This is a genomic window from Sphingobium sp. HDIP04 (assembly GCF_000445085.1).
Taxonomy (GTDB): domain Bacteria; phylum Pseudomonadota; class Alphaproteobacteria; order Sphingomonadales; family Sphingomonadaceae; genus Sphingobium; species Sphingobium indicum.
Genome location: NZ_ATDO01000142.1, coordinates 62,699 through 87,464, shown reverse-complemented (window position 1 = coordinate 87,464; position 24,766 = coordinate 62,699). Strand labels below are relative to the sequence as shown.

Annotated in this window: 26 protein-coding genes and 2 pseudogenes; 12 read left to right on the top strand and 16 right to left on the bottom strand. The window is 64.2% G+C overall.

Going from position 1 to position 24,766, the window contains the following annotated elements:
• The first annotated feature begins 109 nt into the window (after positions 1–109).
• Positions 110–1,696 carry a hypothetical protein gene (locus L286_RS46595; RefSeq protein WP_238559352.1) on the top strand — a complete coding sequence of 529 codons (1,587 nt, stop codon included), beginning with the start codon at positions 110–112 and terminating at the stop codon, positions 1,694–1,696.
• On the opposite strand, the gene L286_RS46590 is transcribed toward L286_RS46595, so the two are convergent.
• Positions 1,670–2,395 carry a class I SAM-dependent methyltransferase gene (locus tag L286_RS46590; RefSeq protein WP_031293648.1) on the bottom strand — a complete coding sequence of 242 codons (726 nt, stop codon included), beginning with the start codon at positions 2,393–2,395 and terminating at the stop codon, positions 1,670–1,672. The genes L286_RS46595 and L286_RS46590 overlap by 27 nt on opposite strands.
• Complete coding sequence (locus L286_RS46585) at positions 2,368–3,387, bottom strand: glycosyltransferase family 2 protein (protein WP_021224078.1); 1,020 nt, start codon at positions 3,385–3,387, stop codon at positions 2,368–2,370. The genes L286_RS46590 and L286_RS46585 overlap by 28 nt, the downstream gene beginning before the upstream one ends.
• 153 nt (positions 3,388–3,540) lie before the next feature.
• On the opposite strand from L286_RS46585, the gene L286_RS46580 reads away from it, so the two are divergent.
• Entirely contained in the window at positions 3,541–5,058 is a 1,518-nt protein-coding gene (locus L286_RS46580) for a hypothetical protein (RefSeq protein WP_021224077.1), read from the top strand.
• A 237-nt stretch (positions 5,059–5,295) separates the two neighbouring features.
• On the opposite strand, the gene L286_RS49725 is transcribed toward L286_RS46580, so the two are convergent.
• Positions 5,296–5,487: a hypothetical protein gene (locus tag L286_RS49725; protein WP_021224076.1), complete on the bottom strand. Its 192-nt coding sequence runs from the start codon at positions 5,485–5,487 to the stop codon at positions 5,296–5,298.
• A gap of 186 nt (positions 5,488–5,673) precedes the next feature.
• On the opposite strand from L286_RS49725, the pseudogene L286_RS49720 reads away from it, so the two are divergent.
• A pseudogene (locus tag L286_RS49720) lies at positions 5,674–6,700 on the top strand (IS3 family transposase); the annotation flags it as partial.
• 35 nt (positions 6,701–6,735) lie between these two features.
• Here the strand turns inward: L286_RS49720 and L286_RS46560 are convergent.
• Both L286_RS46560 and L286_RS46555 read right to left on the bottom strand, forming a co-directional pair.
• Positions 6,736–7,636, bottom strand: a pseudogene (locus tag L286_RS46560) (IS256 family transposase); the annotation flags it as partial.
• A gap of 297 nt (positions 7,637–7,933) precedes the next feature.
• On the bottom strand, positions 7,934–10,264 hold the full coding sequence (locus tag L286_RS46555) for a GH92 family glycosyl hydrolase (RefSeq protein WP_021224074.1): 2,331 nt from the start codon (positions 10,262–10,264) through the stop codon (positions 7,934–7,936).
• 239 nt (positions 10,265–10,503) lie between these two features.
• Between L286_RS46555 and L286_RS46550 the strand changes: the two genes are divergently transcribed.
• Entirely contained in the window at positions 10,504–11,409 is a 906-nt protein-coding gene (locus tag L286_RS46550; RefSeq protein WP_037493757.1) for an ROK family protein, read from the top strand.
• Here the strand turns inward: L286_RS46550 and L286_RS46545 are convergent.
• Both L286_RS46545 and L286_RS0125100 read right to left on the bottom strand, forming a co-directional pair.
• Positions 11,402–11,620 (bottom strand): hypothetical protein, encoded by a 219-nt coding sequence (locus tag L286_RS46545; protein WP_021224072.1) that lies wholly within the window; start codon positions 11,618–11,620, stop codon positions 11,402–11,404. The two genes, L286_RS46550 and L286_RS46545, sit on opposite strands and share 8 nt — an antisense overlap.
• Positions 11,613–11,879 carry a hypothetical protein gene (locus L286_RS0125100; protein ID WP_152522359.1) on the bottom strand — a complete coding sequence of 89 codons (267 nt, stop codon included), beginning with the start codon at positions 11,877–11,879 and terminating at the stop codon, positions 11,613–11,615. The genes L286_RS46545 and L286_RS0125100 overlap by 8 nt, the downstream gene beginning before the upstream one ends.
• On the opposite strand from L286_RS0125100, the gene L286_RS46540 reads away from it, so the two are divergent.
• Both L286_RS46540 and L286_RS46535 read left to right on the top strand, forming a co-directional pair.
• Entirely contained in the window at positions 11,853–12,671 is an 819-nt protein-coding gene (locus L286_RS46540) for a class I mannose-6-phosphate isomerase (RefSeq protein ID WP_021224071.1), read from the top strand. The genes L286_RS0125100 and L286_RS46540 overlap by 27 nt on opposite strands.
• 43 nt (positions 12,672–12,714) lie before the next feature.
• The gene (locus L286_RS46535; protein WP_007682707.1) at positions 12,715–13,317 is read left to right on the top strand and encodes a 5'-methylthioadenosine/S-adenosylhomocysteine nucleosidase; all 603 of its coding nucleotides are present in this window, start codon (positions 12,715–12,717) and stop codon (positions 13,315–13,317) included.
• Positions 13,318–13,451: 134 nt separating this feature from the next.
• On the opposite strand, the gene L286_RS46530 is transcribed toward L286_RS46535, so the two are convergent.
• From L286_RS46530 to petA, 4 genes are all read right to left on the bottom strand, one after another.
• Positions 13,452–13,988, bottom strand: a complete 537-nt coding sequence (locus tag L286_RS46530; protein WP_031293640.1) for an adenine phosphoribosyltransferase — start codon at positions 13,986–13,988, stop codon at positions 13,452–13,454.
• 68 nt (positions 13,989–14,056) lie between these two features.
• Positions 14,057–14,905, bottom strand: coding sequence for a cytochrome c1 (locus L286_RS46525; RefSeq protein ID WP_007682710.1), 849 nt, complete (start codon positions 14,903–14,905; stop codon positions 14,057–14,059).
• Positions 14,906–14,919: 14 nt separating this feature from the next.
• The gene (locus tag L286_RS46520) at positions 14,920–16,239 is read right to left on the bottom strand and encodes a cytochrome b (RefSeq protein ID WP_013041171.1); all 1,320 of its coding nucleotides are present in this window, start codon (positions 16,237–16,239) and stop codon (positions 14,920–14,922) included.
• Between the two features lie 11 nt (positions 16,240–16,250).
• Entirely contained in the window at positions 16,251–16,832 is a 582-nt protein-coding gene (gene petA, locus L286_RS46515; protein WP_013041172.1) for a ubiquinol-cytochrome c reductase iron-sulfur subunit, read from the bottom strand.
• 193 nt (positions 16,833–17,025) lie between these two features.
• On the opposite strand from petA, the gene L286_RS46510 reads away from it, so the two are divergent.
• The 3 genes from L286_RS46510 to L286_RS46500 are packed head-to-tail and all read left to right on the top strand — an operon-like array spanning position 17,026 to position 18,946.
• Positions 17,026–17,496, top strand: a complete 471-nt coding sequence (locus L286_RS46510; RefSeq protein WP_021224069.1) for a tRNA (cytidine(34)-2'-O)-methyltransferase — start codon at positions 17,026–17,028, stop codon at positions 17,494–17,496.
• A complete protein-coding gene (hemF, locus tag L286_RS46505; protein ID WP_021224068.1) occupies positions 17,493–18,344 on the top strand; it encodes an oxygen-dependent coproporphyrinogen oxidase in 852 nt (283 codons plus the stop codon). The genes L286_RS46510 and hemF overlap by 4 nt, the downstream gene beginning before the upstream one ends.
• 2 nt (positions 18,345–18,346) lie before the next feature.
• Complete coding sequence (locus L286_RS46500; RefSeq protein WP_021224067.1) at positions 18,347–18,946, top strand: GNAT family N-acetyltransferase; 600 nt, start codon at positions 18,347–18,349, stop codon at positions 18,944–18,946.
• On the opposite strand, the gene L286_RS46495 is transcribed toward L286_RS46500, so the two are convergent.
• Positions 18,928–19,716, bottom strand: coding sequence for a hypothetical protein (locus L286_RS46495; RefSeq protein ID WP_013041176.1), 789 nt, complete (start codon positions 19,714–19,716; stop codon positions 18,928–18,930). The genes L286_RS46500 and L286_RS46495 overlap by 19 nt on opposite strands.
• Before the next feature lie 84 nt (positions 19,717–19,800).
• Between L286_RS46495 and lipB the strand changes: the two genes are divergently transcribed.
• The 3 genes from lipB (at position 19,801) to L286_RS46480 (ending at position 21,655) form a co-directional block, all read left to right on the top strand.
• Positions 19,801–20,523, top strand: coding sequence for a lipoyl(octanoyl) transferase LipB (gene lipB / locus L286_RS46490; RefSeq protein ID WP_031293637.1), 723 nt, complete (start codon positions 19,801–19,803; stop codon positions 20,521–20,523).
• A 61-nt stretch (positions 20,524–20,584) separates the two neighbouring features.
• Positions 20,585–20,875: a hypothetical protein gene (locus L286_RS46485; protein ID WP_031293635.1), complete on the top strand. Its 291-nt coding sequence runs from the start codon at positions 20,585–20,587 to the stop codon at positions 20,873–20,875.
• A gap of 75 nt (positions 20,876–20,950) precedes the next feature.
• A complete protein-coding gene (locus tag L286_RS46480) occupies positions 20,951–21,655 on the top strand; it encodes a hypothetical protein (RefSeq protein WP_021224064.1) in 705 nt (234 codons plus the stop codon).
• 188 nt (positions 21,656–21,843) lie between these two features.
• On the opposite strand, the gene queE is transcribed toward L286_RS46480, so the two are convergent.
• The 4 genes from queE to hslO form a co-directional block, all read right to left on the bottom strand.
• Positions 21,844–22,491: a 7-carboxy-7-deazaguanine synthase gene (gene queE, locus L286_RS46475; RefSeq protein WP_020820148.1), complete on the bottom strand. Its 648-nt coding sequence runs from the start codon at positions 22,489–22,491 to the stop codon at positions 21,844–21,846.
• Between the two features lie 4 nt (positions 22,492–22,495).
• The gene (gene queC, locus L286_RS46470) at positions 22,496–23,188 is read right to left on the bottom strand and encodes a 7-cyano-7-deazaguanine synthase QueC (RefSeq protein WP_021224063.1); all 693 of its coding nucleotides are present in this window, start codon (positions 23,186–23,188) and stop codon (positions 22,496–22,498) included.
• Positions 23,189–23,234: 46 nt separating this feature from the next.
• Entirely contained in the window at positions 23,235–23,624 is a 390-nt protein-coding gene (locus L286_RS46465) for a DUF3617 domain-containing protein (RefSeq protein ID WP_021224062.1), read from the bottom strand.
• Between the two features lie 95 nt (positions 23,625–23,719).
• A complete protein-coding gene (hslO, locus tag L286_RS46460) occupies positions 23,720–24,628 on the bottom strand; it encodes an Hsp33 family molecular chaperone HslO (protein ID WP_031293631.1) in 909 nt (302 codons plus the stop codon).
• Positions 24,629–24,766 lie beyond the last annotated feature (138 nt).

The following is a 24,766-nucleotide window of genomic DNA, read 5'->3' as shown; positions in this document are numbered from 1 at the left end:
CCGCTTCCACGGATCTGAAAATAGGTGTCATCAAGGACCCCTTTTGGAGAAGGCCAGACCGCTATGCGCATTATCGACCCGCAACCTAAAAGCCGTTAGGACCGGCGGCATGGGGGAAGCATCAGCCTTGGCTCATATCGCTGAGCCGTCCAACCGCGTCGATATAGTCACTTCGTCAGACCGGAAATGGCGGGCAGCCTCGGTCGCGCAAGGCTGGATCTGGGCGTTTCTGGTGGGGTGGATGGGTGGCAGTCAGCTGCTGCTCTGGCGCTTTCTCGATATCGCGCCCCTATGGGCTTATGCACTCGGCGGCATGCTGCTGGCGGGGCTTTGTTTCTTCACCGTCAAGGTGATCAATGAGGTCAGCGATACGCGTCGCCTGAACCTGGGCACATTGCTGACCTGCTTTCTCATTGCTTTCACCCTGCTGCTGTTGAGCGGCGAAGGGCGGTTTTTCTACGCCAATGTGGACTGGCAGGTGCGCTTCGCCGTGTTGCGGGATATGGGGATCAATTCCTGGCCGTTCGTCTATACGACTCGGCCGGAGCCGGACCTGCTGCGTGCGCCGATCGGCATGTTCCTGGTGCCTGCCCTCATGTTCAAGGCATTCGGTCCGCGAGCGGGAGACATCGCCCTGCTCCTGCAGAATGCGACCCTGGTCGCGCTGCTGCTCGCCTTGGCCAGCCAGCTATTTCCCAACCGTCGTTCACGCCTCGTCGCTCTGGCGGTATTCCTCTGTTTCTCCGGGATGGACGCGATCGGCGATCTCCTCGTGCAGGGAACGCTCACCGGTCACATGGAAGATTGGGCCTTCCTCCAATATTCCTCGACCATCACCTTGCTCTTCTGGGTGCCGCAACACGCCATCGCCGCATGGGTCGGCGCGGTCGGCTATATGCTATGGCGGGACAGGCGGATGCCGCTGGCGCCCTGGCTGGCGTTGCTGCCGATGACGGCGCTCTGGTCGCCGCTGGGACTTTTAGCGGCCATGCCCTTCGTCGCCTTGGCGGGGGCTAGAATGCTGATCGCTCGCGCGCTTCAGTGGCGGGATATTCTGATTCCCGCCGCCGTTCTGCTCCTGAGCCTTCCGATGCTCGTCTATCTCGGCGCCGCCGGTGACGATGTCGGCATCCGGTTCATGCCCGTTCCTTTCGTCCAATGGCTGATATTTCAATCACTCGAAACGCTGCCCTTCCTTGTTCCGCTGCTGATCGCCGGAAAGTCGATCCGGTTCGGTCGGGACAGCCTGTGGCTGGCCTTTATCTGGCTGATGCTGGTTCCTTTTGTGCAGGTCGGATGGTCGAACGACTTCATGATGCGAGGATCGATCACGGCGCTGGCACTGATTGCGGCGATGGTCAGCGATCAATTGGCCGAGCAGGCGACGATGCGTCGCTGGCTGGTGGCGGTGCTAGCGATCGGAAGCATGACCGGCTTTGCCGAGATTCGGCGGGCGTTCATCAATCCTCCAGCGCCAGAGGTGCGCTGCAGCTTCTTCAAGGCCTGGGATCAGACCTTCGCTACCTTCCCAAGGGGTTCCTACCTGGCTCCGGTGGATAAGGTTCCCGCACTCATCCGTCCCCTTCGTCCGGCTCATGCATCGGCGAACGAGCCAGCGCGCTGCTGGAACGGAAGTTGGCCTCGCTCGTCGGATCCGCGGAAAGCGGCGTCAGGCGGACAGGATGGCGTAAAGTGACAGGCCGATTGGAAAAGAAACACGGCCGAGCAAATGCCGCTCTGCCGCGAAAACCCGCTGCAGTGCGGCGTTGACGAGCGGCGACGGTCGCGCATCCAGCGGCGCGTCGCGGCCCAACAGCTGGTGGGCCATACGTTGAGCAACTGCGAGCGGGAACAGCAGGCTGTTGAAATAGCCTGAGACCCCGACTTTCAGCCCAGCGGCGCGGATGACATCCAACAAGCCGGCATGGGTGTACCGGCGCTTGTGATGATGCAGTTCGTCATGGTCCGACCACAGCCAGGGCGCGGCAGGCACGGTCAGCAGCAGCCGTCCGTTCGGCGCCAGCCTTGCGCCGAGAGCCTTTAGCGAAGCCGTGTCCGCATCGATATGCTCCAGTACGTCGAGCAATGCGATCAGGTCATAGCGAGCGTCGCCGAACCCGATCGCGTCGGGCAAGGCCCCTGCCTCCACCCGGCACAGGGCTCGCGCGGAAGCGTGGCCGCGGGCATCGGCGTCATATTCCATCGCGTCGAGAGCGCCATATTGCGCGAGCAGGGAGAGATTGCCGCCAGTGCCGCAACCCGCTTCCAATATGCGCGCCTTTGAGGGGAGAGGAACATGGGCGCGAACGAGGCTGTCGATGATGGTGCGCCGAGCAACGAACCACCAATGATCCTGCTCCTGCGCGCTCATGCTCGCATAGGCTGATCGATCCATATTTCTTCCTCTGTGGGGATTTCAGCGGCAGGCGAAACAACGGGTTCGCTTTCCTCGGCCACGACATAAAGCGGCCGATGGCGCACTTCCTGCGCGACGCGGCCCAGATATTCGCCAATGATGCCGAGGCTCATCAGATTGAGACCGCCCAGCAGCAGCACGGCGACCATGATCGAGGCATAGCCCGGGGTGTCCACTCCGGTGAACAGTGTGTGCAGAACCAAGAACGCGGCATAGGCGAACGCCATCAGCGCAATGCTGCCGCCGATATAGGACCAGATCCGCAGCGGCATGGTTGTCGAAGCGGTAATGCCATCAATCGCCAGCGCCCAAAGCTTGCCAAGCCGCCACTTGCTGCTCCCCGCCTCGCGCGGCGCGCGCTCATAATCGACGGTAGCGACGCTAAAGCCCACCCAGGAAAACAGACCCTTGTTGAAGCGCGCCTGTTCACCCAATTGCTTGATCACGTCCACCGCCTGTCGGTCCAGCAATCGAAAATCACCGACATTTTCGGGAATGGGATGATCCGACAAGCGGTTGATCAGACGATAAAAGCCTTGCGCGCTCCACCGTTTGAACCAGTCGTCGCTCGATCGATCGACACGCCTGGCATTCACCACCCGCGCGCCCGCCAGCCATTGGCGCACCATTGCGACGATCACCTCTGGCGGGTCCTGAAGATCAACATCGATCGGGATGACCGCGTCTCCCCTTGCTCGGTCAATGCCTGCGGCCAAGGCGGCTTCCTTGCCGAAATTGCGCGACAAGGCGACATAATGAACGTCGGCGTTCAGCCGAGCCAGGATCGCCAATATGTCGCCGGTGCGGTCGGTGCTGCCATCATTGACGAACAGAAATTCGGCCTGTGCGTCCTCGCCCATGAGACCAAGCGCTTGCGCGACTGCAGGCCGCGCCGCCTCGAGGAACAGCGAAATGCTTTCCTGTTCATTGAAGACCGGAACGACGATCGACAGTAGCGATGGTTTGGTCATTCCTCGTTAATTCCCACATGCGGGTCGGCGCCCCTTGCGCAGAAGCTATCCCGGAAAATGGTTAACAAGCCATCACCTAACTGCGGAGGTGAATATAATGTTTACCATTTTCTGCGAGCGAATGAGGATGTTCGTGATGGGGAATGGCAAAATATGACGATCAGGAACGGCGTTTGGAACGTCGGCCTTCTCGCACTGGTAGCGCTGGTCATCATGCTGCCGACGCTTCTGCTGGGTCCCGGTGACTCCCATTCGGTTAGCTACAATTATATCTGGACCAGCCAGTTCGGGGCCGAGATGGCGAAGGGTAACCTCTACCCCCGCTGGTTGCCGGATAGCTTTGAAGGATTGGGCAGTCCCACCTTTTATTTCTATCCGCCGATCACCTTTTGGTTAGCAGGCGCCTTCGATGCGTTCGGCCTTTCCACATTCGCCGCGATCAACATGACCGGGCTTGTCGTGCTGTTGCTGTCCGGCGTCGCCATGTACCATTGGCTCTCTGAGCGGGGCACCTATCCGCTGCTGGGCGCCATTCTCTACATGGCAGCCCCTTATCATCTCATGGACTTCTATGTGCGCGGCGCACTGGCGGAGTTTGCGGCGTTCATCTGGTATCCGCCCATCGCTCTGGCAATCACCCGCCTGCCTGAGCGCAGGGGCATTCTCCTGCTGACACTTTCCTATGGCGGCCTCATTTTGACGCATCTGCCTATGGCGATGCTGACCGGCTTCTTCCTGATTGCTCCCTTGGGGCTGCACAGGATGATGCAGGACCGCCGCGTCTTCTGGCCTCTCGCTGCAAGCGGCGCACTCGCCATAAGCCTGGCCGCCTTCTATCTGCTCCCTGCACTCACGCTGCAGGATCATGTTTCCTCGCAACTGCTCTGGGGGCCTTGGTATCGACCTTCCTCATGGGGTCTGCTGGCACCGGGCTCGCTGCTGCAGGTGCTTTCCATTCCGGCGCTCGTGATCGGACTCATTTCACTCTCTCTTGGCGCCCGTTCCATCTGGACCCTGATCAGCCTTATCGCAGGCTTGGCAGCGCTTGGTCTCATCCCTTTCATCTGGGACATTCCTCCGTTCAGCCGCGCGCAATTTCCATGGCGGCTGCTGGGACTCATCGAATTTGCTGCCATAACGGCGATGCCCTCCTGTCGTCCCAAGCCCATCTTTTTGGGTCTGGGAATGGGCCTGACCCTGTTCGCATATATAAAATGGATACCGCAATCGGCAGAATATCTGACCAAGCCGGTGCCCTACTCCAGGATAGCGCGCGATTTGCCTGATGCCGTTGAGTATCTTCCTGCGGGGTTCAACACTCGGTTCATACGGGAAGTCGATCGCTGGCCCGATCTCAGCGCGTGGCGCAGCATCAAGGCAGGCGACGAACTGGCGGTGAACAGAGCGGGAGAGGTGATGATGCGCCGCGCCGCTTTCCCGATCTGGCGCGTCATGCGGAACAATGAGGTCGTGCCTTACCAAGGCCCCGTCATCCGCTTCCATGCCCGTCCCGGTCATTATCGCGTCGAGCGAATTTACATCTGGCAGGAGCGGGTTGGTGCCATCATCAGCCTAGGCGGTCTCCTCTTGCTGTGGTGGGTGTGTCGAAGTCGGCGCTATCTGCGTTCGAACCACTTGTCTAGCGCTCTAAAAATCAACAAGCCTAGTTAAGGGGAGCCGACACGAGTCCAGTCCCTCGAAGAGTGCTCCCAGTTCAGCGGCAGAAAGGCGCATTACGCCGTCCTGAATGCGGGGACACTTTAAGCCGCCCTGTTCCAGACGCTTCGTTTGAACGACATAAAGCAATCCGGAAAATGCATCACCATTATACTCTGCGCAAGCCCAAGCAGGCGTCGAACATTTTCGCCGCGCTTATCTGACCCGCGATGACCGGGCCGGGCAGGATCGCTACCCGTCTGCGCCGACATCGCCCTTTCTGTTGACAATTGTCAGATGATAGCGCGCGTAGCGCCGCTCGCCGACCCGATCCAGCGCGCCGAGTTTGACAAGTTCCGCTAGATCACGGGTTGCGGTCGACGAGGCGGCATCGGTGATGGTGCGATAATTGTGGGCACTCAGGCCTCCGACGAAGCCGTCCAATCCTTCCGCATCATGCGAGTCAACGCCTTTTCCTGCCGTGCATTGATCCTGTCGCGCAGACGGTCAAGCAGGCGGTCTTTTCGATCAGGAATCGGATGCTCTCAATGGTACACCCCTGCGCCTGACCTGACCCCCGGATTTTCCTCCAAGCTTGATTAGAGTCTGGCCTGATGGAAGGACGGACGAATGAAGCGAGCAAGGTTCACAGAAGAGCAGATCATCGGCGTGCTGAAGGAGCAGGAGGCTGGCGCGAAGACTGCCGACCTGGCTCGTCGCCATGGCGTGTCGGAAGCGACGATCTACAACTGGAAGGCCAAATATGGTGGTCTGGAGTCTCGGAGGCCAAGCGGCTGCGGGCGCTTGAGGACGAGAACGCCAAGCTGAAGCGACGGCTGGCCGAGGCGATGCTGGATAATGCCGGCCTGAAGGATCTTCTCGCAAAAAATTGGTAACGCCCGCTGCCAAGCGAGAGGCGGTCGCTCGTCTCCAGGCGGTACTGGGGATGAGCGAGCGGCGGGCGTGCCGTGTTATCGGCGCTGACCGGAAGAGCATGCGCTATCGGTCACAGCGGGAAGATGATGCTGACCTTCGGTCGAAGCTGCGCGAGCTTGCGCAGCAGCGCCGCCGGTTTGGCTATCGTCGGCTGCACATCCTGCTGCGGCGGGAGGGCGTGGTGATCAACCGGAAGAAGACACAGCGTCTCTATAGCGAGGAGAAGCTGGCGGTCCGACGCAGGTGCAACCGGCGTCGTGCCATCGGCGCACGGGCACCGGCTCCGGTTCTGGCGCTACCCAACCAGCGATGGAGCCTGGACTTCGTCCATGATCAGCTGGCTACGGGACGCCGGTTCCGAGTGCTCAACATCGTCGACGATGTAACCCGCGAGTGCCTGCGCGCGGTGCCGGACACTTCGATCTCGGGGCGTCGGGTGGTGCGCGAGCTCAGCGAGCTGATCGCCGGACGTGGCAAACCTGGGATGATTGTCAGCGACAATGGCACCAAGCTGACCTCGAACGCCGTCCTCGCCTGGTGCGGGGAAGTCGGGGTGGAGTGGCACTATATCGCCCCGGGCAAGCCGATGCAGAATGGTTACGTCGAGAGCTTCAACGGTCGGATGCGCGACGAGCTGCTCAACGAGACCCTGTTCCTGAGCCTGGACCATGCCCGGGTGGTGATCGCCGCTTGGGCAGAGGATTACAACCAGGAGAGGCCTGTAAGGAATTTCGTGTGCGGCGAGGCGGTTGACCATCAGGCCGTCATGGCCCTGATGAAGCGTTCGCCGAAGAGCACGGCAAATTGGGCCTTTGCCATGTTCCACTCACGCGGCGGCATTCTCCACTCTTTCTCCGATCGGTTCAAGATCAGATAGAGGAGCTTGGTGGCCGCCTCATCGTTGGGGAAATGGCCCCGCGCTCGAACGGCCCGGCGCAGCTTGGAGTTCAAAGCCTCTATCGAATTCGTTGTGTAGACGATCCGCCTGACCTCGTCGGGAAAGGCGAAAAGGGAATGACCTCGGGCCAAGGCCGGCGCCAGCTCTGGCCGATGGCGGGATAGCGCTGTCCCCAGAAGCTCGCTTCGAAGGCTGTCAGCGCTTGCTCAGCGGCCGCGGCATCGACGGCACGGTAGATGGCCTTCAGGGCGGTTCCAAGCGTCTTGCGATCTTTCCATGCCACGAAATCCATCGAGTTGCGCAGCAGATGGACGATGCATGTTTGAACCATCGCTTCGGGAAAAACGGCGGTGATGGCATCGGGGAAGCCCTTGAGGCCGTCGACGACGGCCAGCATGATATCCTCAACGCCGCGGTTGCGTAGTTCGTTCATGACGCAGCCAAAACTTGGCGCCTTCATTCTGTTCCAGCCATAGCCCAAGGACCACCTTGGTCCTGTCGGCCATGACACCCAGGGCGATATGGATCGCCTTGTTGCGAACCATCCCCTCGTCGCGGATCTTGACCCGGATCGCATCGAAGAAAACCAGCGGTTAGGCCGGGTCCAGCGAACGCTGTTGCCAGACCGCCACTTCCTCCAGCACCGCGTCGGTGATCGTGCTGATCAGATCGGGCGAGGCCTCGATGCCGTACAGTTCGCGCAGATGCCCGGTGATCTCCCGCGTGCTCATGCCGCGCATACATTGAGATGATCTTGTCGATGATCTGCTCTTCGCTGAACCTGCTGTGCTTCATTCCGTCCGACTCCTTCGTGTCGGACTCTACTCAATATCGGTCACATTCCAGGGGAGCACGTCAAACATCACGGGGTGAGCTTGACCTTGCCTTGGCCGAATGCATCCTGAAATTGCAGGAGCGATAACGATGACTGAGTTGAGCAAGTTCAGGGAATGCGGATCTGTCAATTTCCATATCAAATTGAATTTATTGACAGAATTTCCCTTCTCCCACTGCCTGACATCGCAGGGGTCGCAAGTTCAATCCTTGCCACGCCCATCACCGCTCAGCCGGCGCGGTAGAAAGCGAATAAGGCCGGGTTCCCGCTCCCCTGCCCCATTTCCGGTTCGGCTTTGCCTGCATGCTGAAGCGCAACGTCCCGCCCTTGCGAATCTCCCCGTCCGCGATCCAGCTCCGCCGCAGCGGCCGTCCGTTCAGTTCGACCGCACCTACATAAACATTGGCGTCGGTCAGATTTTCCGCCTCCACCGTGAAGCGCTTGCCGTTGGGAAGCGTCAGTACCGCGCGTCGGACGAAGGGGCGACCGATGACATATTGGTTCGACCCCGGCGTGACGGGATAGAAGCCCAGCGCCGTGAACAGCAGCCAGGCCGACATCTGCCCCAGATCGTCATTGCCCGACAGCCCGTCGGGCGTCGGCTTGTACTGGGTCTCGACGATCTGCTTGAGCCGCGCCTGCGTCCGCCAGGGCGCGCCCGCATAAGCGTAGAGATAGGCGACATGATGGCTGGGTTCGTTGCCGTGGATATATTGGCCGATCAGCCCGGCAATATCCTCGGCATGGCTGTAGTCGAGCTTCGACATGTCATATTCGAACATGGCGTCGAGCTTAGCGATCGCCCTGGCATCGCCGCCCAGCAGGCGGAACAGCCCCGCCTGATCCTGCGGCACGAACCAGCTATATTGCCACGCATTCCCCTCCGTATAATCCGAACCATAGTTGATCGCGGTCGGATCGAACGGGGTGCGGAAGCTGCCGTCGGCCTTGCGCGCCCGCAGCCAGCCGGTGCTGGCGTCGAAGCTGTTGCGCCAGTTGCCCGAACGGGCCAGGAAGCGCTGGGCCACGTCGCCGCGCCCCATGGCCTGCGCCATGCGGGCTATGGTCCAGTCGTCAAATGCATATTCGACGGTCTTCGATGCCGCCTCCGGCTCCCGGTCGATGGGCACATAGCCTAGCTTCATATAGTCGCCCAGCCCGCCATAGGGCGCATGGTCCGCGCTGGCGACCATGGCGGCCAGCGCCTTGTCCGCGTCGAAGCCCCTTATGCCCTTGAGATAGGCGTCCGCGATCACCGGCACAGCATGATAGCCGATCATCGTCCATGTCTCCCGCCCGGCGAACTGCCAGACCGGCAATATTCCGTGCGGGCTGTGGTCCCGGCTGGCGATCAGCGAGTTGACGACGTCGGAGGTCGTCCTTTCCGGCTGGACCAGCGTCAGCAAGGGATGTTCGGCCCGGAACGTATCCCATAGCGAGAAGGTGGAGCGGAAGGTAAAGTCCTTCGCCACATGAACCTGATCGTCCGGCCCGCGATAGCGCCCGTCGATGTCGCTCCAGATGCTGGGCGCCAGCAGCGTATGGTAGAGCGCGGTGTAGAGATTCCTGAGCATCGGCTCCGGCGCATCCATCTTCAGCCGCCCGAGCGCCTGCCGCCATGCGTCCTCGGTCCTCCTCCTGACGGTGTCGAAACCCGCGCCTTCGGCATCGAGATTGGCGATGGCCCCGCTTTCGTCCACCCCTGAAAGCGCGACCTGGACCTCCAACGGGCCATGGAGCCTGCCGAAGTCGAGCCTTGCCTCCAGCGCCTTGCCCAGCTTCTCGGCCAGCGCGTCGCTGCCCCGCCCCGGCGCCTGGAAGCCTTTATAGGGAACCGCCTGATCCCGGTCGATGAAGGCATGGTCCTTCAGCGGCGCGGAAAAGCGCATGGCGAAGAACAGCTTGCGGCCGGCCGCCCATCCCCGCGTCTCGCGAAATCCGGTCAGCGTGCCGTCGGGGTGCAGGTGCAGCCCGGACCAGAGGATCTTGCCCGGATAATCGTAAAGAGAGGAGCGCAGGTCGATCAGCAGATGCGCCTCCTGCCCGGCCGGAAAGGCATAGCGGTGAATGCCCACCCGCTCGCCCGCGGTCAGTTCGGCGCGGATGCCGCTGTCGGCCAGCGTCACGGCGTAATAGCCGGGCTTCGCCGTCTCGCTGTCGTGCGAGAAGCGCTGGCGATAGCCGGAGCCCGGCCGTTCGGGATCGCCCGGATCGAGCCGGACCGCTCCGGCCTGCGGCATCACCAATATGTCGCCCAGGTCGGAATGGCCCGCGCCGGAGAAATGGGTATGGCTGAACCCCTGGATCGTCGAATCATGATAGCTGTAGCCCGCCGCATGGGCATAGCATTCGCGGATCTGGCAGGTCGCATCGGTGTCGGGCGAAAGCTGGACCATCCCGAAGGGCGCGGAGGCTCCGGGAAAAGTGTGGCCTTCGGGGCCGGTGCCGATCAGGGGATCGACGAAGGCCAGCGGATCGGCAGGCATCTGTGCGGCGAGCGGCCAGGCAGAAGCCGCCAGCAGCAGCGCGCAGAGGAACGACGTCCCCCTCATCGGATGGCAACCAGGGAAGGATTGAAGCATGGTTTTTGCCCGATCATGATCCATTATCTCCCTATCATCGGCTTGCGCCGTTTCGCGCCCTGCCCTGTTCTTCCCGCCCTGACAGCGGCCGGCAATGGAAAAGCCGCCATCCCCTTGCACAAATGTCGAATAAGGCCGCAAATGGCGGTGGGCGCGGAACTTGCGGGGTGCGGCCTTGTGATTGGACGGCAATGACGGATGCTGAACCGATGCTGGCGGGAATCGAACTGGGCGGGACCAAGGTGCAGGTTCTCCGCGCACGCGGCACGACGGTTTGCGACCGGGAGACGATAGCGACCACGACGCCGCGGGAAACGCTTTCCAGGGTCGTGGCGGTGCTGGAACGCTGGCATGCGCAGGCTCCGATCGCGGCGATCGGGATCGGCAGCTTCGGCCCGATTCGGCTCGATCGCCGCGCGCCCGATTTCGGCGTCATGCTGCCGACGCCCAAGCCCGGCTGGGCGGGCGCGGACATATTCGGCACGCTGACCGCGCCGTTCGATTGCCCCGCGATGATCGACACCGACGTCAACGGAGCCGCTCTGGCGGAGCTGCGCTGGGGCGCGGGCGCGCTGGGGGAGGCGCCATCCGACAGCCTGTGCTATATCACCATCGGAACCGGCGTGGGCGGAGGGTTCGCGTTCAACGGCCATACCGTGCACGGCGCCATGCATCCGGAAATCGGCCATATCCGCGTCCCGCGCGCTCCGGGCGATGGCTTTGCGGGCTGTTGCCCCTTTCATGGCGACTGCATAGAGGGCCTGGTGTCCGGACCGGCGCTCGCCCGGCGCTTCGGCATGCCGGGCCATGAGATCGATCCCGCCGACCCGCGATGGGACGATGTTGCCAGCGACATCGCCCATCTGGTCGCCACCATCCTGCTCGGCACCTCGGCCCGGCAGGTGCTGATCGGCGGCGGCGTGGGCATGGGTCGGGCCGACCTGCTGGAGCAGGTCCGCCGGAAGGTCGTCGCGCTGCTGGGCGGCTATCTGCCCCATGTCGACCAGGCCGGCATCGGCCGGATCGTCACCACGCCGCTGCTGGGCGATCAGGCCGGCCCTCTTGGCGCGCTCGCCCTGGCCATGGATGCGCTGGCGGGCGAGAGCGTCAGTTGACGCCCCTCCGCCGGAGCAGCAACGGCAGCACCATCATCGGCGCGACCATGGCGATCACGCCGGCGACCAGCAGGTCGTCGACCCACCGATAGGCCGTGGCGAAGAACATCAGGAACGCCGCCGTCGCCAAAGCAGGCAGGATCAGGGCAGCCACCCGCCCCTCCAGCCGCAGCCATATCCGCCCGCAGAGCATGCCGATCACGTCATTCATGGGGCACCGGCCGTTTCATGTTCCGATCCTCGTCGAACAGATTGGTTGCATATAGCAACTGAAGAACGAACTTCCAGACGGGAAGATCGATACGGACCGTTTCCGATTCCGACGGGAAGGACGATGCCGTGGCGATGTCGCGCCCCCTTTTCGCCGACCGCCTGCCCGATATTCCTCTCCTTTCCGGATCGAGGCTCTTGCCTGCCGGCAACGACCGTTCATAAGGAACCGCATGACCACGACCCGCCTGCTTGCCCATAGCGTCGAAAAGCCCTGGGGCCGCGTCGACATTCCGTCGGCCGTCGCGCCGTCCGATGGCCGTCGCATCGGGGAAATCTGGTTCTCGCCGCCGGAAGGAGGCGCAGGGCGGCCCTTGCCGCTGCTGGTCAAATATATCTTCACCAGCGAAAAATTGTCGGTGCAGGTCCATCCCGACGATGCGCAGGCGCGGGAGCGCGGACTGGCGGGCGGGAAGTCGGAATGCTGGTACATATTGGACGCGGAACCCGATGCGCGGCTGGGCATCGGCCTGACCTGCGACCTGACGGCGGACGCCCTGCGCGCCGCAGCCCTCGACGGCAGCATCGAAGCGCTGATGGACTGGAAGCCGGTGCGCGCGGGCAGCTTCTATTATATTCCCGCCGGCACGGTTCATGCCATAGGCGGCGGCGTGACGCTGGTGGAAGTGCAGCAGAATAATGACGTGACCTATCGCCTCTACGATTATGGCCGGCCCCGCGAACTGCATTTGGAGGAGGCGATGGCGGTCAGCATGGCGGCCCCCTACGCCCTGCCCGACAGGGTGGTCCCGATCATGGCTGAGGAAAGGCTGGTTGCGGGCGGCGACGCGCCCTTCATCCTGGACCTGGTGCAGGGCGAGGCGGGAAGCCGGCAATGGATAGAAGAGAAGATGGCCTGGTTCATCCCGCTGGCCGGCGCCGGCGCGATCGACGGCGAACCGTGGCGCCGGGGCGAATGCTGGCTGATCGAAGGGACGGCCGCGCTGACCATCGATGACGGGATGAGCGCGCTGCTCGCCCGCCTGCCTTGACCTGACATCGGCCGATCTGGGGGATTTCATGCCACGGGGAGAAATGATCGCGGACAAGCGGGTTCTGTTCGTGATGGCGGTAGAGGCCGAATATGGCCCTCATCTCAGGGCCCGTTTCGATCCGCTGATGATCGGCGTGGGTCCGGTGGAAGCGGCGCTCAACACCGGCCTCGCGCTCCAGCGGCTGGATCAGGACGGCGCGCTGCCCGATCTGGTCGTTTCGCTGGGCTCGGCGGGATCGCGCACCTGCACCCTGGGGGAGGTCTATCAGGTCGCCAGCGTCTCCTGGCGGGACATGGACGCTTCCCGCCTGGGCTTTCCGAAAGGCGTGACCCCCTTTTCCGACCACCCGGCCGAAATAGCGCTGCATGTGCCGCTGGAACTTCGCGCCGCTCGGCTGTCGACCGGGGCGAACATCGTCGGCGGGGAGGATTATGCCGCGATCGACGCGGACATGGTCGACATGGAGAGCTTCGCGGTCGTCCGCGCCTGCCAACGCTTCGGCGTTCCCGTGATGGGCCTGCGCGGCATTTCGGACGGTCCGGGCGAACTGGCGGACATGCTGGGGTGGACCCAGTTGCTGGCGCTGTTGGACGAGCGTCTGGCGCAGGCGGTGGATATGCTGGAAGGAGCGCTCGGGCGCTGAGGAGATGCGGTCGTCCTGGGGTGCAATGGGTAGGAAGCGGACGTTCCCCCTCCCGCCTGCGGGAGGGGAATGTCCTGGATTGGCCCCGTTGAGACCTCACTCCCCTTTATCTAAGGCGGCTGACCCGAACCTGGTCAATGCCCCTCAAAGGCGATGATCGCTGCCGATGCGACGCCGTCCGCTTCCAGCGCGGCCATGCCGCCCAGATCGGGAAGATCGATGGCAAAGAGCGCCATCAGCACCGTCGCGCCCTGCTCCCGGATCAGTTGCGCCGCCGCCAGCGCGGTTCCGCCGGTCGCGATAAGGTCGTCGACCAGCACCACCCGCGCTCCATCGGGAATCTGCCCTTCATGCAGTTCCAGCCGGTCGGTGCCATATTCCAGCACATAGTCGATGCCCACCGTCTTGCCGGGCAGCTTCCCCTTCTTGCGCACCGGCACGAAGCCCACCCCCAGCGCATGGGCCAGCGCCGCCCCCAGGATGAAGCCCCGCGCCTCGATCCCGGCGATGAAGGCCGGGTCGAGCGGCCGCGCCGCCGCCGCCATCTGTTCGACCAGTTCGGCGAGTCCGGCGGCGTCTGCCAGCAATGTCGTGATGTCCCGGAACTGGATGCCGGGCTTGGGGAAATCGGGGATCGTGCGGACCAGGGCCGCCAGGCTGTCAGCGCTCATCTTCGCCCTCATAAGGAAAGGGGGCCCGGTTTCCCGCGCCCCCTTCGATGTTCCGTTTCAGGCCCCGATCAGGCGGCCTTTTTCTTGTCCGCCCAGATATTCTGGTAGGCCATGTAAGCCAGGCCCGTCGCGATCAGCAGGAAGAAGATCGTCGCCAGGCCCGCGCGACGGCGGTTTTCCAGCTTGGGTTCGGCCGTCCAGGTCAGGAAGGCCGCGACGTCCTGCGACATCTGATCCACCGTCGCCTTGGTGCCGTCCCCATAGGTCACCTGCCCATCCGCCGTCAGCGGCGGCGCCATGGCGAGGTTCAGGTTGGGGAAATAGGGGTTGTAGTGCAGGCCCTCCGGCGTCTTGGCGTCCGGAAATTCCTTCAGCAACTCGGCCGGCTGCGCCTGGAAGCCCGTCAGCAGCGAATAGACATAGGCGCTGCCATGATGGCGGGCCTTGGTCATCAGCGACAGATCCGGCGGGATGGCATTGTTGTTCGCCGCCGCAGCCGCGACATTGTTCGCGAAGGGCTTGGGGAAATAATCCGCCGGGATCGGATCACGGGTCGACATTTCGCCCGTCTTCGGATCGACGTCGGGGGTCTTGATCGCCCATTGCTTGGCGATCGCCTTGATCTCCGCCTCGTTATAACCAATGCCCTTGAGGTCGCGGAAGGCGACGAACTTCAGGCTGTGGCAGGCCGAGCAGACTTCCTTGAACACCTGGAAACCGCGCTGGAGCTGCGCCTGGTCGTACTTGCCGAAAGGCCCGTCGAACGAGAAGGACACATGCTTGGGGTTGAGGTGGAACTCATGCTCCACCGTCTTCGCCGGCGGCTCGGTGACGAAGGCCACCGCGCCCACCAGAAAGGAAACCAGCAGCCAGCCCGCGAAGAAGAGGCCGACAAGAAATGCGCCGATGCGTATCATTAGTCTTATCCCCCTTAACCGGCGTGCGACGGCTGCGGATCGCTGCCCATGCCCGGAAGCGCCTCCCGCTCCCCTTCGATGACGTCGCGGCCAAGCACCGCCTCCGTGATCGAATTGGGCAGCGGCAGCGGCTTTTCAAAGCGCGAGATCAGCGGCAGGATGATCAGGAAATGGGCGAAATAATAAGCCGCCGCGACCTGGGAGATCATCACATAGGGCTCCTCCGCCGGCGCACCGCCGCAATAGCCCAGGATCAGCACGTCGATGATGAGGATCCAGAAGAACTTTCTGAAGGTCGGCCGGTAATTGCCCGACCGCACCGGAGAGGTGTCGAGCCAGGGCAGGAAGAAAAGCAGCAGGATCGACGCGAACATCGCCAGCACGCCCAACAGCTTCGCCGGAACGAAGAAGAAGTCGACGGTGAAGGCGCGCAGGATCGCGTAGAAGGGCCAGAAATACCATTCAGGCACGATATGCGCGGGCGTCGAGAGCGGGTTCGCCTCGATATAATTGTCCGGATGGCCCAGATAGTTGGGCGCATAGAACAGCAGGATCGCGAACAGGATCAGGAACACGCCCGCCCCGAAACCGTCCTTCGCCGTATAATAGGGGTGGAACGGCACGGTGTCCTGCGGACCCTTCACTTCCACGCCGGTCGGGTTGGAGGAACCCGGAATATGCAGCGCCCAGATGTGCAGGATCACGACGGCCGCGATCACGAAGGGCAGCAGGAAGTGCAGCGAGAAGAAGCGGTTGAGCGAGGCGTTGCCGGGGGCGAAACCGCCCAGCAGCCAGGTCTGGATCGGCTCGCCCACCACGGGGATCGCGCCGAACAGGCCGGTGATCACCTTCGCGCCCCAATAGCTCATCTGCCCCCAAGGGAGCACATAGCCCATGAAGGCGGTCGCCATCATGAGGAGGAAGATGACGAGGCCGAGCAGCCACACCATCTCGCGCGGCGCCTTGTAGGAACCGAAGAACAGGCCGCGGAAGATGTGCAGATAGACGACGATGAAGAAGAAGCTGGCGCCGTTGGCATGGGCATAGCGCATCAGCCAGCCCGCGTTCACGTCGCGCATCGTCTGTTCGACGGTGCCGAAGGCGACCAGCGTGTTGGCGCCGTAATGCATCGCCATGATCACGCCGGTGACGATCTGGATCACCAGCGCCAGCCCGGCCAGGACGCCGAAGTTCCAGAAATAGTTGAGGTTGCGCGGCACCGGATAACCGGCGCCCACGGCATTGTAGACGAGGCGCGGCAAAGGCAGCTTCTCGTCGATCCACTGCATCGCGGGATGCTTGGGAGTATAATGTTCAGCCCATGGAAAGCTCATGACAGTCCCCCTCAACCCACGAGAATGGCGGTGTCGGAAGTGAAGCTGAACTTCGGCACTTCCAGGTTCTTGGGCGCGGGGCCCTTACGGATGCGGGCGGCAGTGTCGTAGGAAGACCCGTGGCAGGGGCAGAAATAGCCGCCATATTCGCCCTTGTTCTCGCCCTCGCCCGCGCCCAGCGGCACGCAGCCCAGATGGGTGCAGACGCCCATGGTGACCAGCCACTGCTTCTTGCCGTCGACGGTGCGTTCCTCCAGCGTCTGCGGATCGCGCAGGCTGGCCGGATCGACCTTGTCGGCTTCGGCGATTTCCTTGTCGGTCAGGTGCCGGACGAACAGCGGCTGCGACCGGAATGTCGTCTTGATCGCCTGGCCCGGCTGGATGGCGGACAGGTCGACCTCCGTCGAAGCCAGCGCCAGCACGTCGGCGCTGGGGTTCATCTGGTCGACCAGCGGTATGACCACCGCGACCGCCCCCACCCCGGCAAAGCTCACCGCGGCGATGTTGATGAAATCGCGACGACGCACGCCGTCGCCGCCGCCTCCACCGGAGACGGCCGCCCCCTCACTCTCCACATGTTCAACGATCGCCATGCACTTCAACCCTTGCAAGAACGTCCCTGACCCCGCCGCATTGCCCATTTATGGCTATGGTATCGGGAGAGCCGCGGCGCCCAAGCAGAAGGGCGCGCCTTTCCCCCGGGCGCGATTTGCAGGCCTGATAACCGTAGGATGCGCCATTTGCCAAGCCTTTTAGACAGGCTAGGAGAATTAACCGCGCTGTTCTATGGCGCGGGGCATGCGTATCGCCCTTTATCAACCCGAAATCGCCGGCAATGTGGGCGCGATCCTGCGCCTTGCCGCCTGCTTTTCCGTGCCCGTGGACATCATCATGCCGACGGGATTCGCCTTTTCCGACGCGAAGCTGAAACGGGCGGCGATGGATTATGGGGCATCGGCCGATGTGACCCGCCACGCCAATTTCGAGGCGTTCGACGCCCGCCGCAGGGCCGAAGGCCGGCGGCTGATGCTGATGAGCAGCCACGCCTCGCAGCGCCTGCCCGATGTCGAGTTCCGCGCCGACGACATTCTGCTGATGGGGTCGGAAAGCGCGGGCGTGCCCGATGCCGTCCGCGATCTGGCGGACGTGCGCGTGCGCATTCCGATGGCGCCGGGATTTCGATCCTTGAACATCGCCGTTTCCACGGGCATCGCGGTAGCAGAGGCCCTTCGCCAGACTGGAAGTTTCCCGCAATGACCCTGATCCTGGACCCGCAACAGCAGGCCGCCCGCACCTGGTTCGAATCGCTGAGGAACCGCATCTGCGCCGAATTCGAGGCGATCGAGCGGGAGGCCGGCTCCGACGCCCGCTTCGACTATATCGCCTGGGATCGGGAGGCGCCGGGCCTGGCGCCCGGCGAAGGCGGCGGCGGCGTGCGCGGCGTGATGAAGGGCAAGGTGTTCGAGAAGGTGGGCGTCAACGTCTCGACCGTGGGCGGCGCCTTCTCGCCCGAATTCGCCAAGACCATCCATGGCGCGAGCGAAGACCCCAGCTTCTTCGCCACCGGCATCAGCCTGGTGGCGCATATGGCCAACCCCCATGTGCCCGCCGTGCACATGAACACGCGCTATCTGGTGACGTCGAAACGCTGGTTCGGCGGCGGCGCGGACCTGAACCCGCCTCTGCCTCGCGACGAGGACACGGCGCATTTCCATGCCGCGCTGAAAGCGGCCTGCGACGCCCATGACGCGGACTATTATCCCCGGTTCAAGGCATGGGCGGACGACTATTTCTTCATACCCCATCGCGGCGTGCATCGCGGCGTCGGCGGGATTTTCTACGACCATCTGGAGGGCGATTTCGACGCCAATTTCGCCTTCACGCGGGACGTGGGCGAGGCGTTTCTTCGGGCCTTCCCGCCCATCGTCCGGCGGCGCATGGGGGAAAGCTGGTCGCAGGACGACTATCGCCGCATGCTGGAATGGCGCGGCCGCTATGCCGAATTCAACCTGGTGCATGATCGCGGCACGCTGTTCGGGCTGAAGACCGGGGGCAATGTCGACGCGATCCTGATGAGCCTGCCGCCGATGGCGAGCTGGAGCTGAACATGGGCCTGACGCCGGTTCCGGACGACCGGATCGCGACCATCGTCACCCATCTGGAAATGCGGGAACGGCCGAAGCCCGCGCCCATCCCGCCCTCCCCGCTGCGGCTGGCGCCGTGGAAGGCGCCCGCGCCCGACGCCTATCGCGCGCTGTTCCGGCGCGTTGGGGAACCGTGGCTGTGGTTTTCCCGCCTGGCGATGGACGACGCCGCGCTGACGGCGATCATCCACGATCCCGCGGTAGAGGTTTATGCCGTGACCGACCCGCGCGGGGTGGAGGTGGGGCTGCTGGAACTGGATTTCCGGTCGCCGCCCGATTGCGAACTGGCCTTTTTCGGGCTGATCCCCGCCCTGACCGGAAAGGGGCTGGGCCAATGGCTGATGGCGCAGGCGAAGGCGCTGGCCTGGCGCAAGGGAGTCACGCGCTTCTGGGTGCATAGCTGCACGCTCGACAGCCCCGCCGCCCTGGGATTTTATCGCAAGTCAGGCTTCGTGCCCTACCGGCGGGAGGTGGAAATCTTCGCCGATCCGCGGCTGGCGGGGCTTTTGTCGCCCGACGCCGCGCCGCATGTGCCGATGCTGGGTCAGTCGCCCTCCGCCTGACGGTAGAGCCGCGCCAGCATCACCAGCATATAGACCTGCACCACCGTCGACACGGCAGCGGCAGCCACCCCGCCGATCAGCCGGCCGCCGGCCTGCCCGCCGATCAACGTCCCGACCAGGCCGAACACCGCCTGCGCCGCGCCGCCGACGATCGCCGACAGCAGCGTCAGCGCCAGGATGAAGCCGAACAGCCGCCAGAAATGCCCCCTGGTCAGCGCCCAGCCGTGGCGCAGCGAAGCCATGACGCCTTCCGTCCCGTCGATCACCACGGGATTGAGCAACAGCAGCCGCACGCTTGCGAAAATCGTTGCGGCCACCACGCCCGCGCCCAGCAGCAGCGCCAGCGTCGCGCCCAGCGGCTTGGCGATGAGCGACAGGATCGTCACCGCCAGGGTGGCGGCGATCACCGCCCCTGCCAGGAGGCCGGCCACCACCAGCGCAACGCCCAGCAACACCGGCAGCCGCGCAAAGCTCAGCCGCAGGGCCTCTCCCACGCTGATGCCGGGCCGCAGGGCGAGCGCGAACAGGGTCAGCGATCCGAACCAGATGATGACCACCGCCAGCATCATCGCCAGCCAGAAGCTGCCCGGCACCTGCGGCATGGTGGTTTCCGACAGGTTCCATTTGGCGAGTTCGGGCGGCGTCATCTCCTGAAGGATCAGGCCCGGCAGCGCCACGAACAGCAGGGCGACGGGAAACAGCAGGCTGCCTTCACGCGCGACGAAGGCGACCGCCTCCTCCCACGCCTTGCCGATGGACATCGTCGCCATATCTTACGCCTTGTTCTCTTCCCGATGCTCTTAAAATAGCGGAGGAGACTTGATCGTTCGCTCTGCCCAAGTCAAGGAAGCGCCATGTCCCCGCAATCCCCAGCCGACCAAGCCCCCGCCGTCCGGACCGTGGAATGGCGCGTGGAAAGCGCGCCCGTCGATTACCCCCAGGCATTGGCGGAGATGGAAGCGCGGACGGCCGCGATCTTCGAGGGGCGGGCCGCCGAACGGGTCTGGCTGCTCGAACATCCGCCGCTCTACACGGCCGGCACCAGCGCCGATCCGGCCGAACTGCTCGACCCGCGCTTTCCCGTGCACGATGCGGGGCGCGGCGGCCGCTATACCTATCACGGGCCGGGCCAGCGCATCGGCTATCTCAACATCGACCTGCGCGAACGGGGCAAGGACGTGCGCAATTTCGTCCACCATCTGGAAGGATGGATGATCGAGGCGCTGGGCGATTTCGGCATCGCGGCGCGGCGGGCGGAGGGGCGGATCGGCATCTGGGCCGACGATGCCCAGGGGCGGGAGGCGAAGATCGGCGCGCTGGGCATCCGGGTGCGACGCTGGATCACGCTTCATGGCTTTTCGATCAATGTCGATCCCGACCTGTCCCATTTCGGAGGCATCGTGCCGTGCGGCCTGGCCGAATATCCGGTGACCAGCATGGCCGCGCTGGGCGTGGAAATTCCGATGGCGGAGCTGGACCTGGCGCTCGCCCGGCATTTACCGGCCTTTCTCAATCGCCTGCGCCGCTGTCCCGCCGCCGATGGAGCAGGGGTTGAGCAATGCGGAACGGGCCGCTAGGGTCGCGGCTTTCGCCAGGTGGGGGGCTGCCGGGCATGCTGCAACGCTTTAGGAGACCCGGATGCGTCCTGACGTCAAGACGACAATAGCAATATTGGTTTCGGCCGGCTGCATGGCGCTGGCGGGATGCGGCAGCCAGAAGGAAAGCGGAACCACTGTCCCGATGAACAATCTGGAAGTGGTGGACGGCACGGCGACCGACGCCATGACCGACCTGGACGGCGTGCAGAGCGAGGGCGTGGCCATGGCCCTGCCCGCCAACCGCAGCGACAATGCGGCCGCTCCGGCGGCGGCGAGGAATGAAAGCGAGGGCAAGCCCGCGACCGATACCGAAGTGCTGTCGGATCAATAGGCTGGCATCCGCGTTCAGGCATGATACAGACGGGCGAAGCATAGTTCGCAACGCCCGTTTCGAAGAGGGATCAGGATGACATCGCGTTTCATGGGCCGTTCCATCGGACGCCGCGCCTCATTGGGATTGGCCGCGATGGGGGCGGCGCTGACGGCGCAGCCGGCCGCCGCGCAATTCTTCTGGTCGCCGCCCGATTTCTCGACCCCGCCCCTGACCGACGCCGAAGCCGCGACAGCGCTGGGCCTGCCGGGCGCAACCGCGGCGGAGGTGAAGGCCGGGCTGGTGTGGAACCTGCGCGCGGCGCTGAACGTCGCGGCGCTGCAATGCCAGTTCGAACCGACCCTGCTGTCGATCAGCAACTACAACGCGATGATCGCCCATCATGACGCCGAACTGGATGCGGCGCAGGCGACGCTGCTCGGCTATTTCCAGCGCACGGTCGGCAAGGGCAAGCCCGGCCAGATGGCGTCGGACCAATATGGCACGCGCATCTATTCGGGCTATTCGACGGTGCAGGCGCAGCGCGGCTTCTGCCAGGCGGCGGCGCTGGTGGGGCGGCAGGCGATCTTCGCCCAGCGGGGCACGCTGAACGACGTGGCGCGGAGCGGGCTGGGATCGATCAAGAAGTCGCTGGTCCTGGCGGGCGAGCAATTCTACGGCGATCCGGGCCGCAGCTATTCGCTGACCCTGCCCTCCTTCGATCCCAAATGCTGGAAGAAGGGCAAGATGCTGCCCGCCTGCCAGCTCGCGTGGAACCAGAAGATCGGGGTGCAGCCCTGAGGCCATTGATGGCGGGGTTTGCCGCTTCCCGTCATCAGTTTCCGTCACCCCGGACTTGATCCGGGGTCCCGCTGTCTTGGGACAGGCGCGCCCTTGGAAAGAAAGCGGGAACCCGGGTCAAGCCCGGGGCGACGAAGAGAGAGGGGGCGACAAGGGAAGAGTGGCGGGAAGCCACCTAAACCACCCCTCTACCGCAACCCCAGATATTTGTGCGACTGGAGGCTCAGCCGCCAGCGCGGCCGTTCCATCACCAGTTCCACCGCCGCCCGCGCATTGTCCGCAGCCTTGGGATCGTCTAGCGGCTGCACCAGCCAGTGGTCGAAGGCCCAGCCCTCCATATCCTCGACATCGGCGATGCTGTGCCCCTGCCCCGGCTGCGGCCAGACCAGCTTCAGCTCATTGCCGCTGCGCTGGACCACTTCGCTTCCCGCCTTGGGGCTGATGCAGACCCAGTCCAGCCCCGGATGCGCGGGCAGGGTGCCGTTGCTCTCGATCGCGATGGCAAAGCCGCGCGCATGGAGCGCGTCGACCAGCGCGTCGTCGACCTGGAGCATCGGTTCCCCGCCGGTCAGCACGATATAGCGCCCGTCCCGCCCCTCGCCCCAAAGGGCCAGCGCGGCGTCGGCCAGGCCGTCCGCATCCGCGAACCTGCCGCCGCCATCGCCGTCGGTGCCGACGAAATCGGTGTCGCAGAAGCGGCAGACGGCGCTCGCCCTGTCCTGTTCCCGCCCGGTCCACAGGTTGCAACCGGCAAAGCGCAGGAAGACCGCCCGGCGCCCGGCATGGACGCCCTCCCCCTGAAGGGTCAGGAACATCTCCTTGACGGCGTAGCTCATGGCGTCAGGGCTTCACCGCGTAGACGGTGGGGTCGGGCAGGCCCGCTTCCACGAAACCCTTGGACCGCAGTCGGCAACTGTCGCACAGGCCGCAATGCCTGCCGTCCGGCGTCGGATCGTAGCAGGACCAACTCAATCCCGTGTCCAGCCCCAGCCGATAGGCTTCGCGCACGATGTCCGCCTTGCTCATATGCTGGAGCGGCGCGTTGACGCGGATCGGATGGCCCTCCACCCCCGCCTTGGTGGCAAGCGCCGCCATCTTCTGGAAGGCGTCGATGAACTCCGGCCGGCAATCGGGATAGCCGGAATAATCCAGCGCGTTGACGCCGATGAACACGTCGTTCGCGCCTGCCACCTCGGCCAGGCCCAGGGTCAGCGACAGGAAGATCGTGTTGCGCGCCGGCACATAGGTTATCGGGATGCCCGCGCCGACGCCCCCCTTGGGAACGGCGATGTCGGCGGTCAGCGCGGAACCGCCAAAGGCCGTCAGGTCCAGCGGCAGCACGATATGCGAAATGGCGTTCAGCGCCGTTGCGACGCGCCCCGCCGCCTGCAATTCCAGCCGGTGGCGCTGGTTATAGTCGATCGACAGGGCGAACAGGCGATAGCCGGCCTCGCGCGCCAGCCCGCCCGCCACCATGGAGTCGAGCCCGCCGGACAGCAGGACGACGGCGAATTTTCCGTTATGGGCAACCATAGCGCCGCGCTACGCCTCCCGACGCGTCAGCGCAAGCCGCGCGCATTCAATGACAGGCGCCGATCCAACGCCCCTCCAGCGCAAAGGCGAAGGGCGCGCCGTCGGCGACCCCCTGCGACTGGATCTGCACCAGCCGGGACGTTTCGACGCGCAGGTCGGTCCGGCCATTGCCCGCCGCGCCGCATTCATAGGTGACGACCAGCCGATTGGCGGCGTCGCTGACGGTAAAGTTCTTGCAGGCATGGCCGGCGTGGCGGCTTTGCAGAAGCTGGCTGAGGCTGGACACGCAGAGCCTGCGCGCGCCGCCCTCGCCCCGGCCGCGCAATTCCCATTCGCCTGTCTCCAATCCCTTGGCCAGGCGTGGCGCGGGCGCCGCCGCCTGCACGGCGGGAACTGCCGCCATCATCGCCATCGCCGCGCCAAGGGCGCGCAGCATTGCCGTCATTCCGATCCCCCTGTCGATCGTTGCTGATCCGCATCAGCCTTGCCCGTCAATTGCGGCAATTTGATAGCAATGGGGGAAATGCCCGCTCATTCCTCCGCGAAGCTGGCGAGCGCGACCGGGAAGAGGCGCGAACAGAAGGCGCAATCGACGCCGATAATGCCCTGATCATCCGCCATGTCCGCCCGCTCCGCCGCCGGGAAGCGGCCGATGACGCTGCGGATGTGATCCAGGTCGCAACGGCACCCCTTGCTGATCGCGGCGGGATCGGTGACGCGCACCTCCTCCTCTTCGTGGAACAGGCGCCAGACGATGTCGGACAGCGGCAAATCGCTGTCGGTCAGTTCCGCATCCTTCAGCGTATGGGCCAGCGCCTGGACATGTTCCCATTCCGGATGGTCGTGGCGGACATGCAGCCGTTCGCGCCCGACTTCGCCCTCGGGCAGGTGCTGGAGCAGCAGGCCGGCGGCCAGGCACCCCTGGCCCGGATCGTGGCGGGTGGCGATCTGGATGATGCTGGGGATCTGTTCGGACTGGAAGAAATAATGCTCCGCCGCGTCGGCCAGCGATTCGCCGTCGAGCGGGACGATGCCCTGATAGCGCTCGCCGGAAACCGCCTGGTCGAAGGTGATCGCCAGATAACCCTTGCCGAACAGGCCGAACAGCGTCGGATCGGGGCCAAGCTCGACCAGCCGGTCGGCGTCGAACTTGGCATAGCCGCGCACTTCGCCGCCCTTGTAATCGGCGACCAGCAGGCTGACGACGCCATTTTCCGTCTGCGCCTGGAGCGTGAGCTGCCCGCCCACATCCTTGAGCGTCGAGCCGAGCAGCGCTGCCAGCACGAGCGCGGAGGCAAGCAGCCGTTCGATCTGCGGCGGATAGGCATGGGCGGCGAGGACGTCGTCGAGCACCGGCCCCAGCCGCACGATCCGCCCCCGCGCATGGCGGGAGGGGATGGTGAAGCCCAAGGCTTGGTCGAGGGTGGGGGAAGGGGTCAAATCAGGCTCCGTGCGGCCCGCTGGGCGGGCCGGTCATGCAAAGGCGGTTAGATAGGCGGCGATGGACGCGCTTGCAAATCGGGTGGGTTGGAGAGCGGACCCATCCCATTCCTCCCCATCGGTAGATGGGGAGGGGGA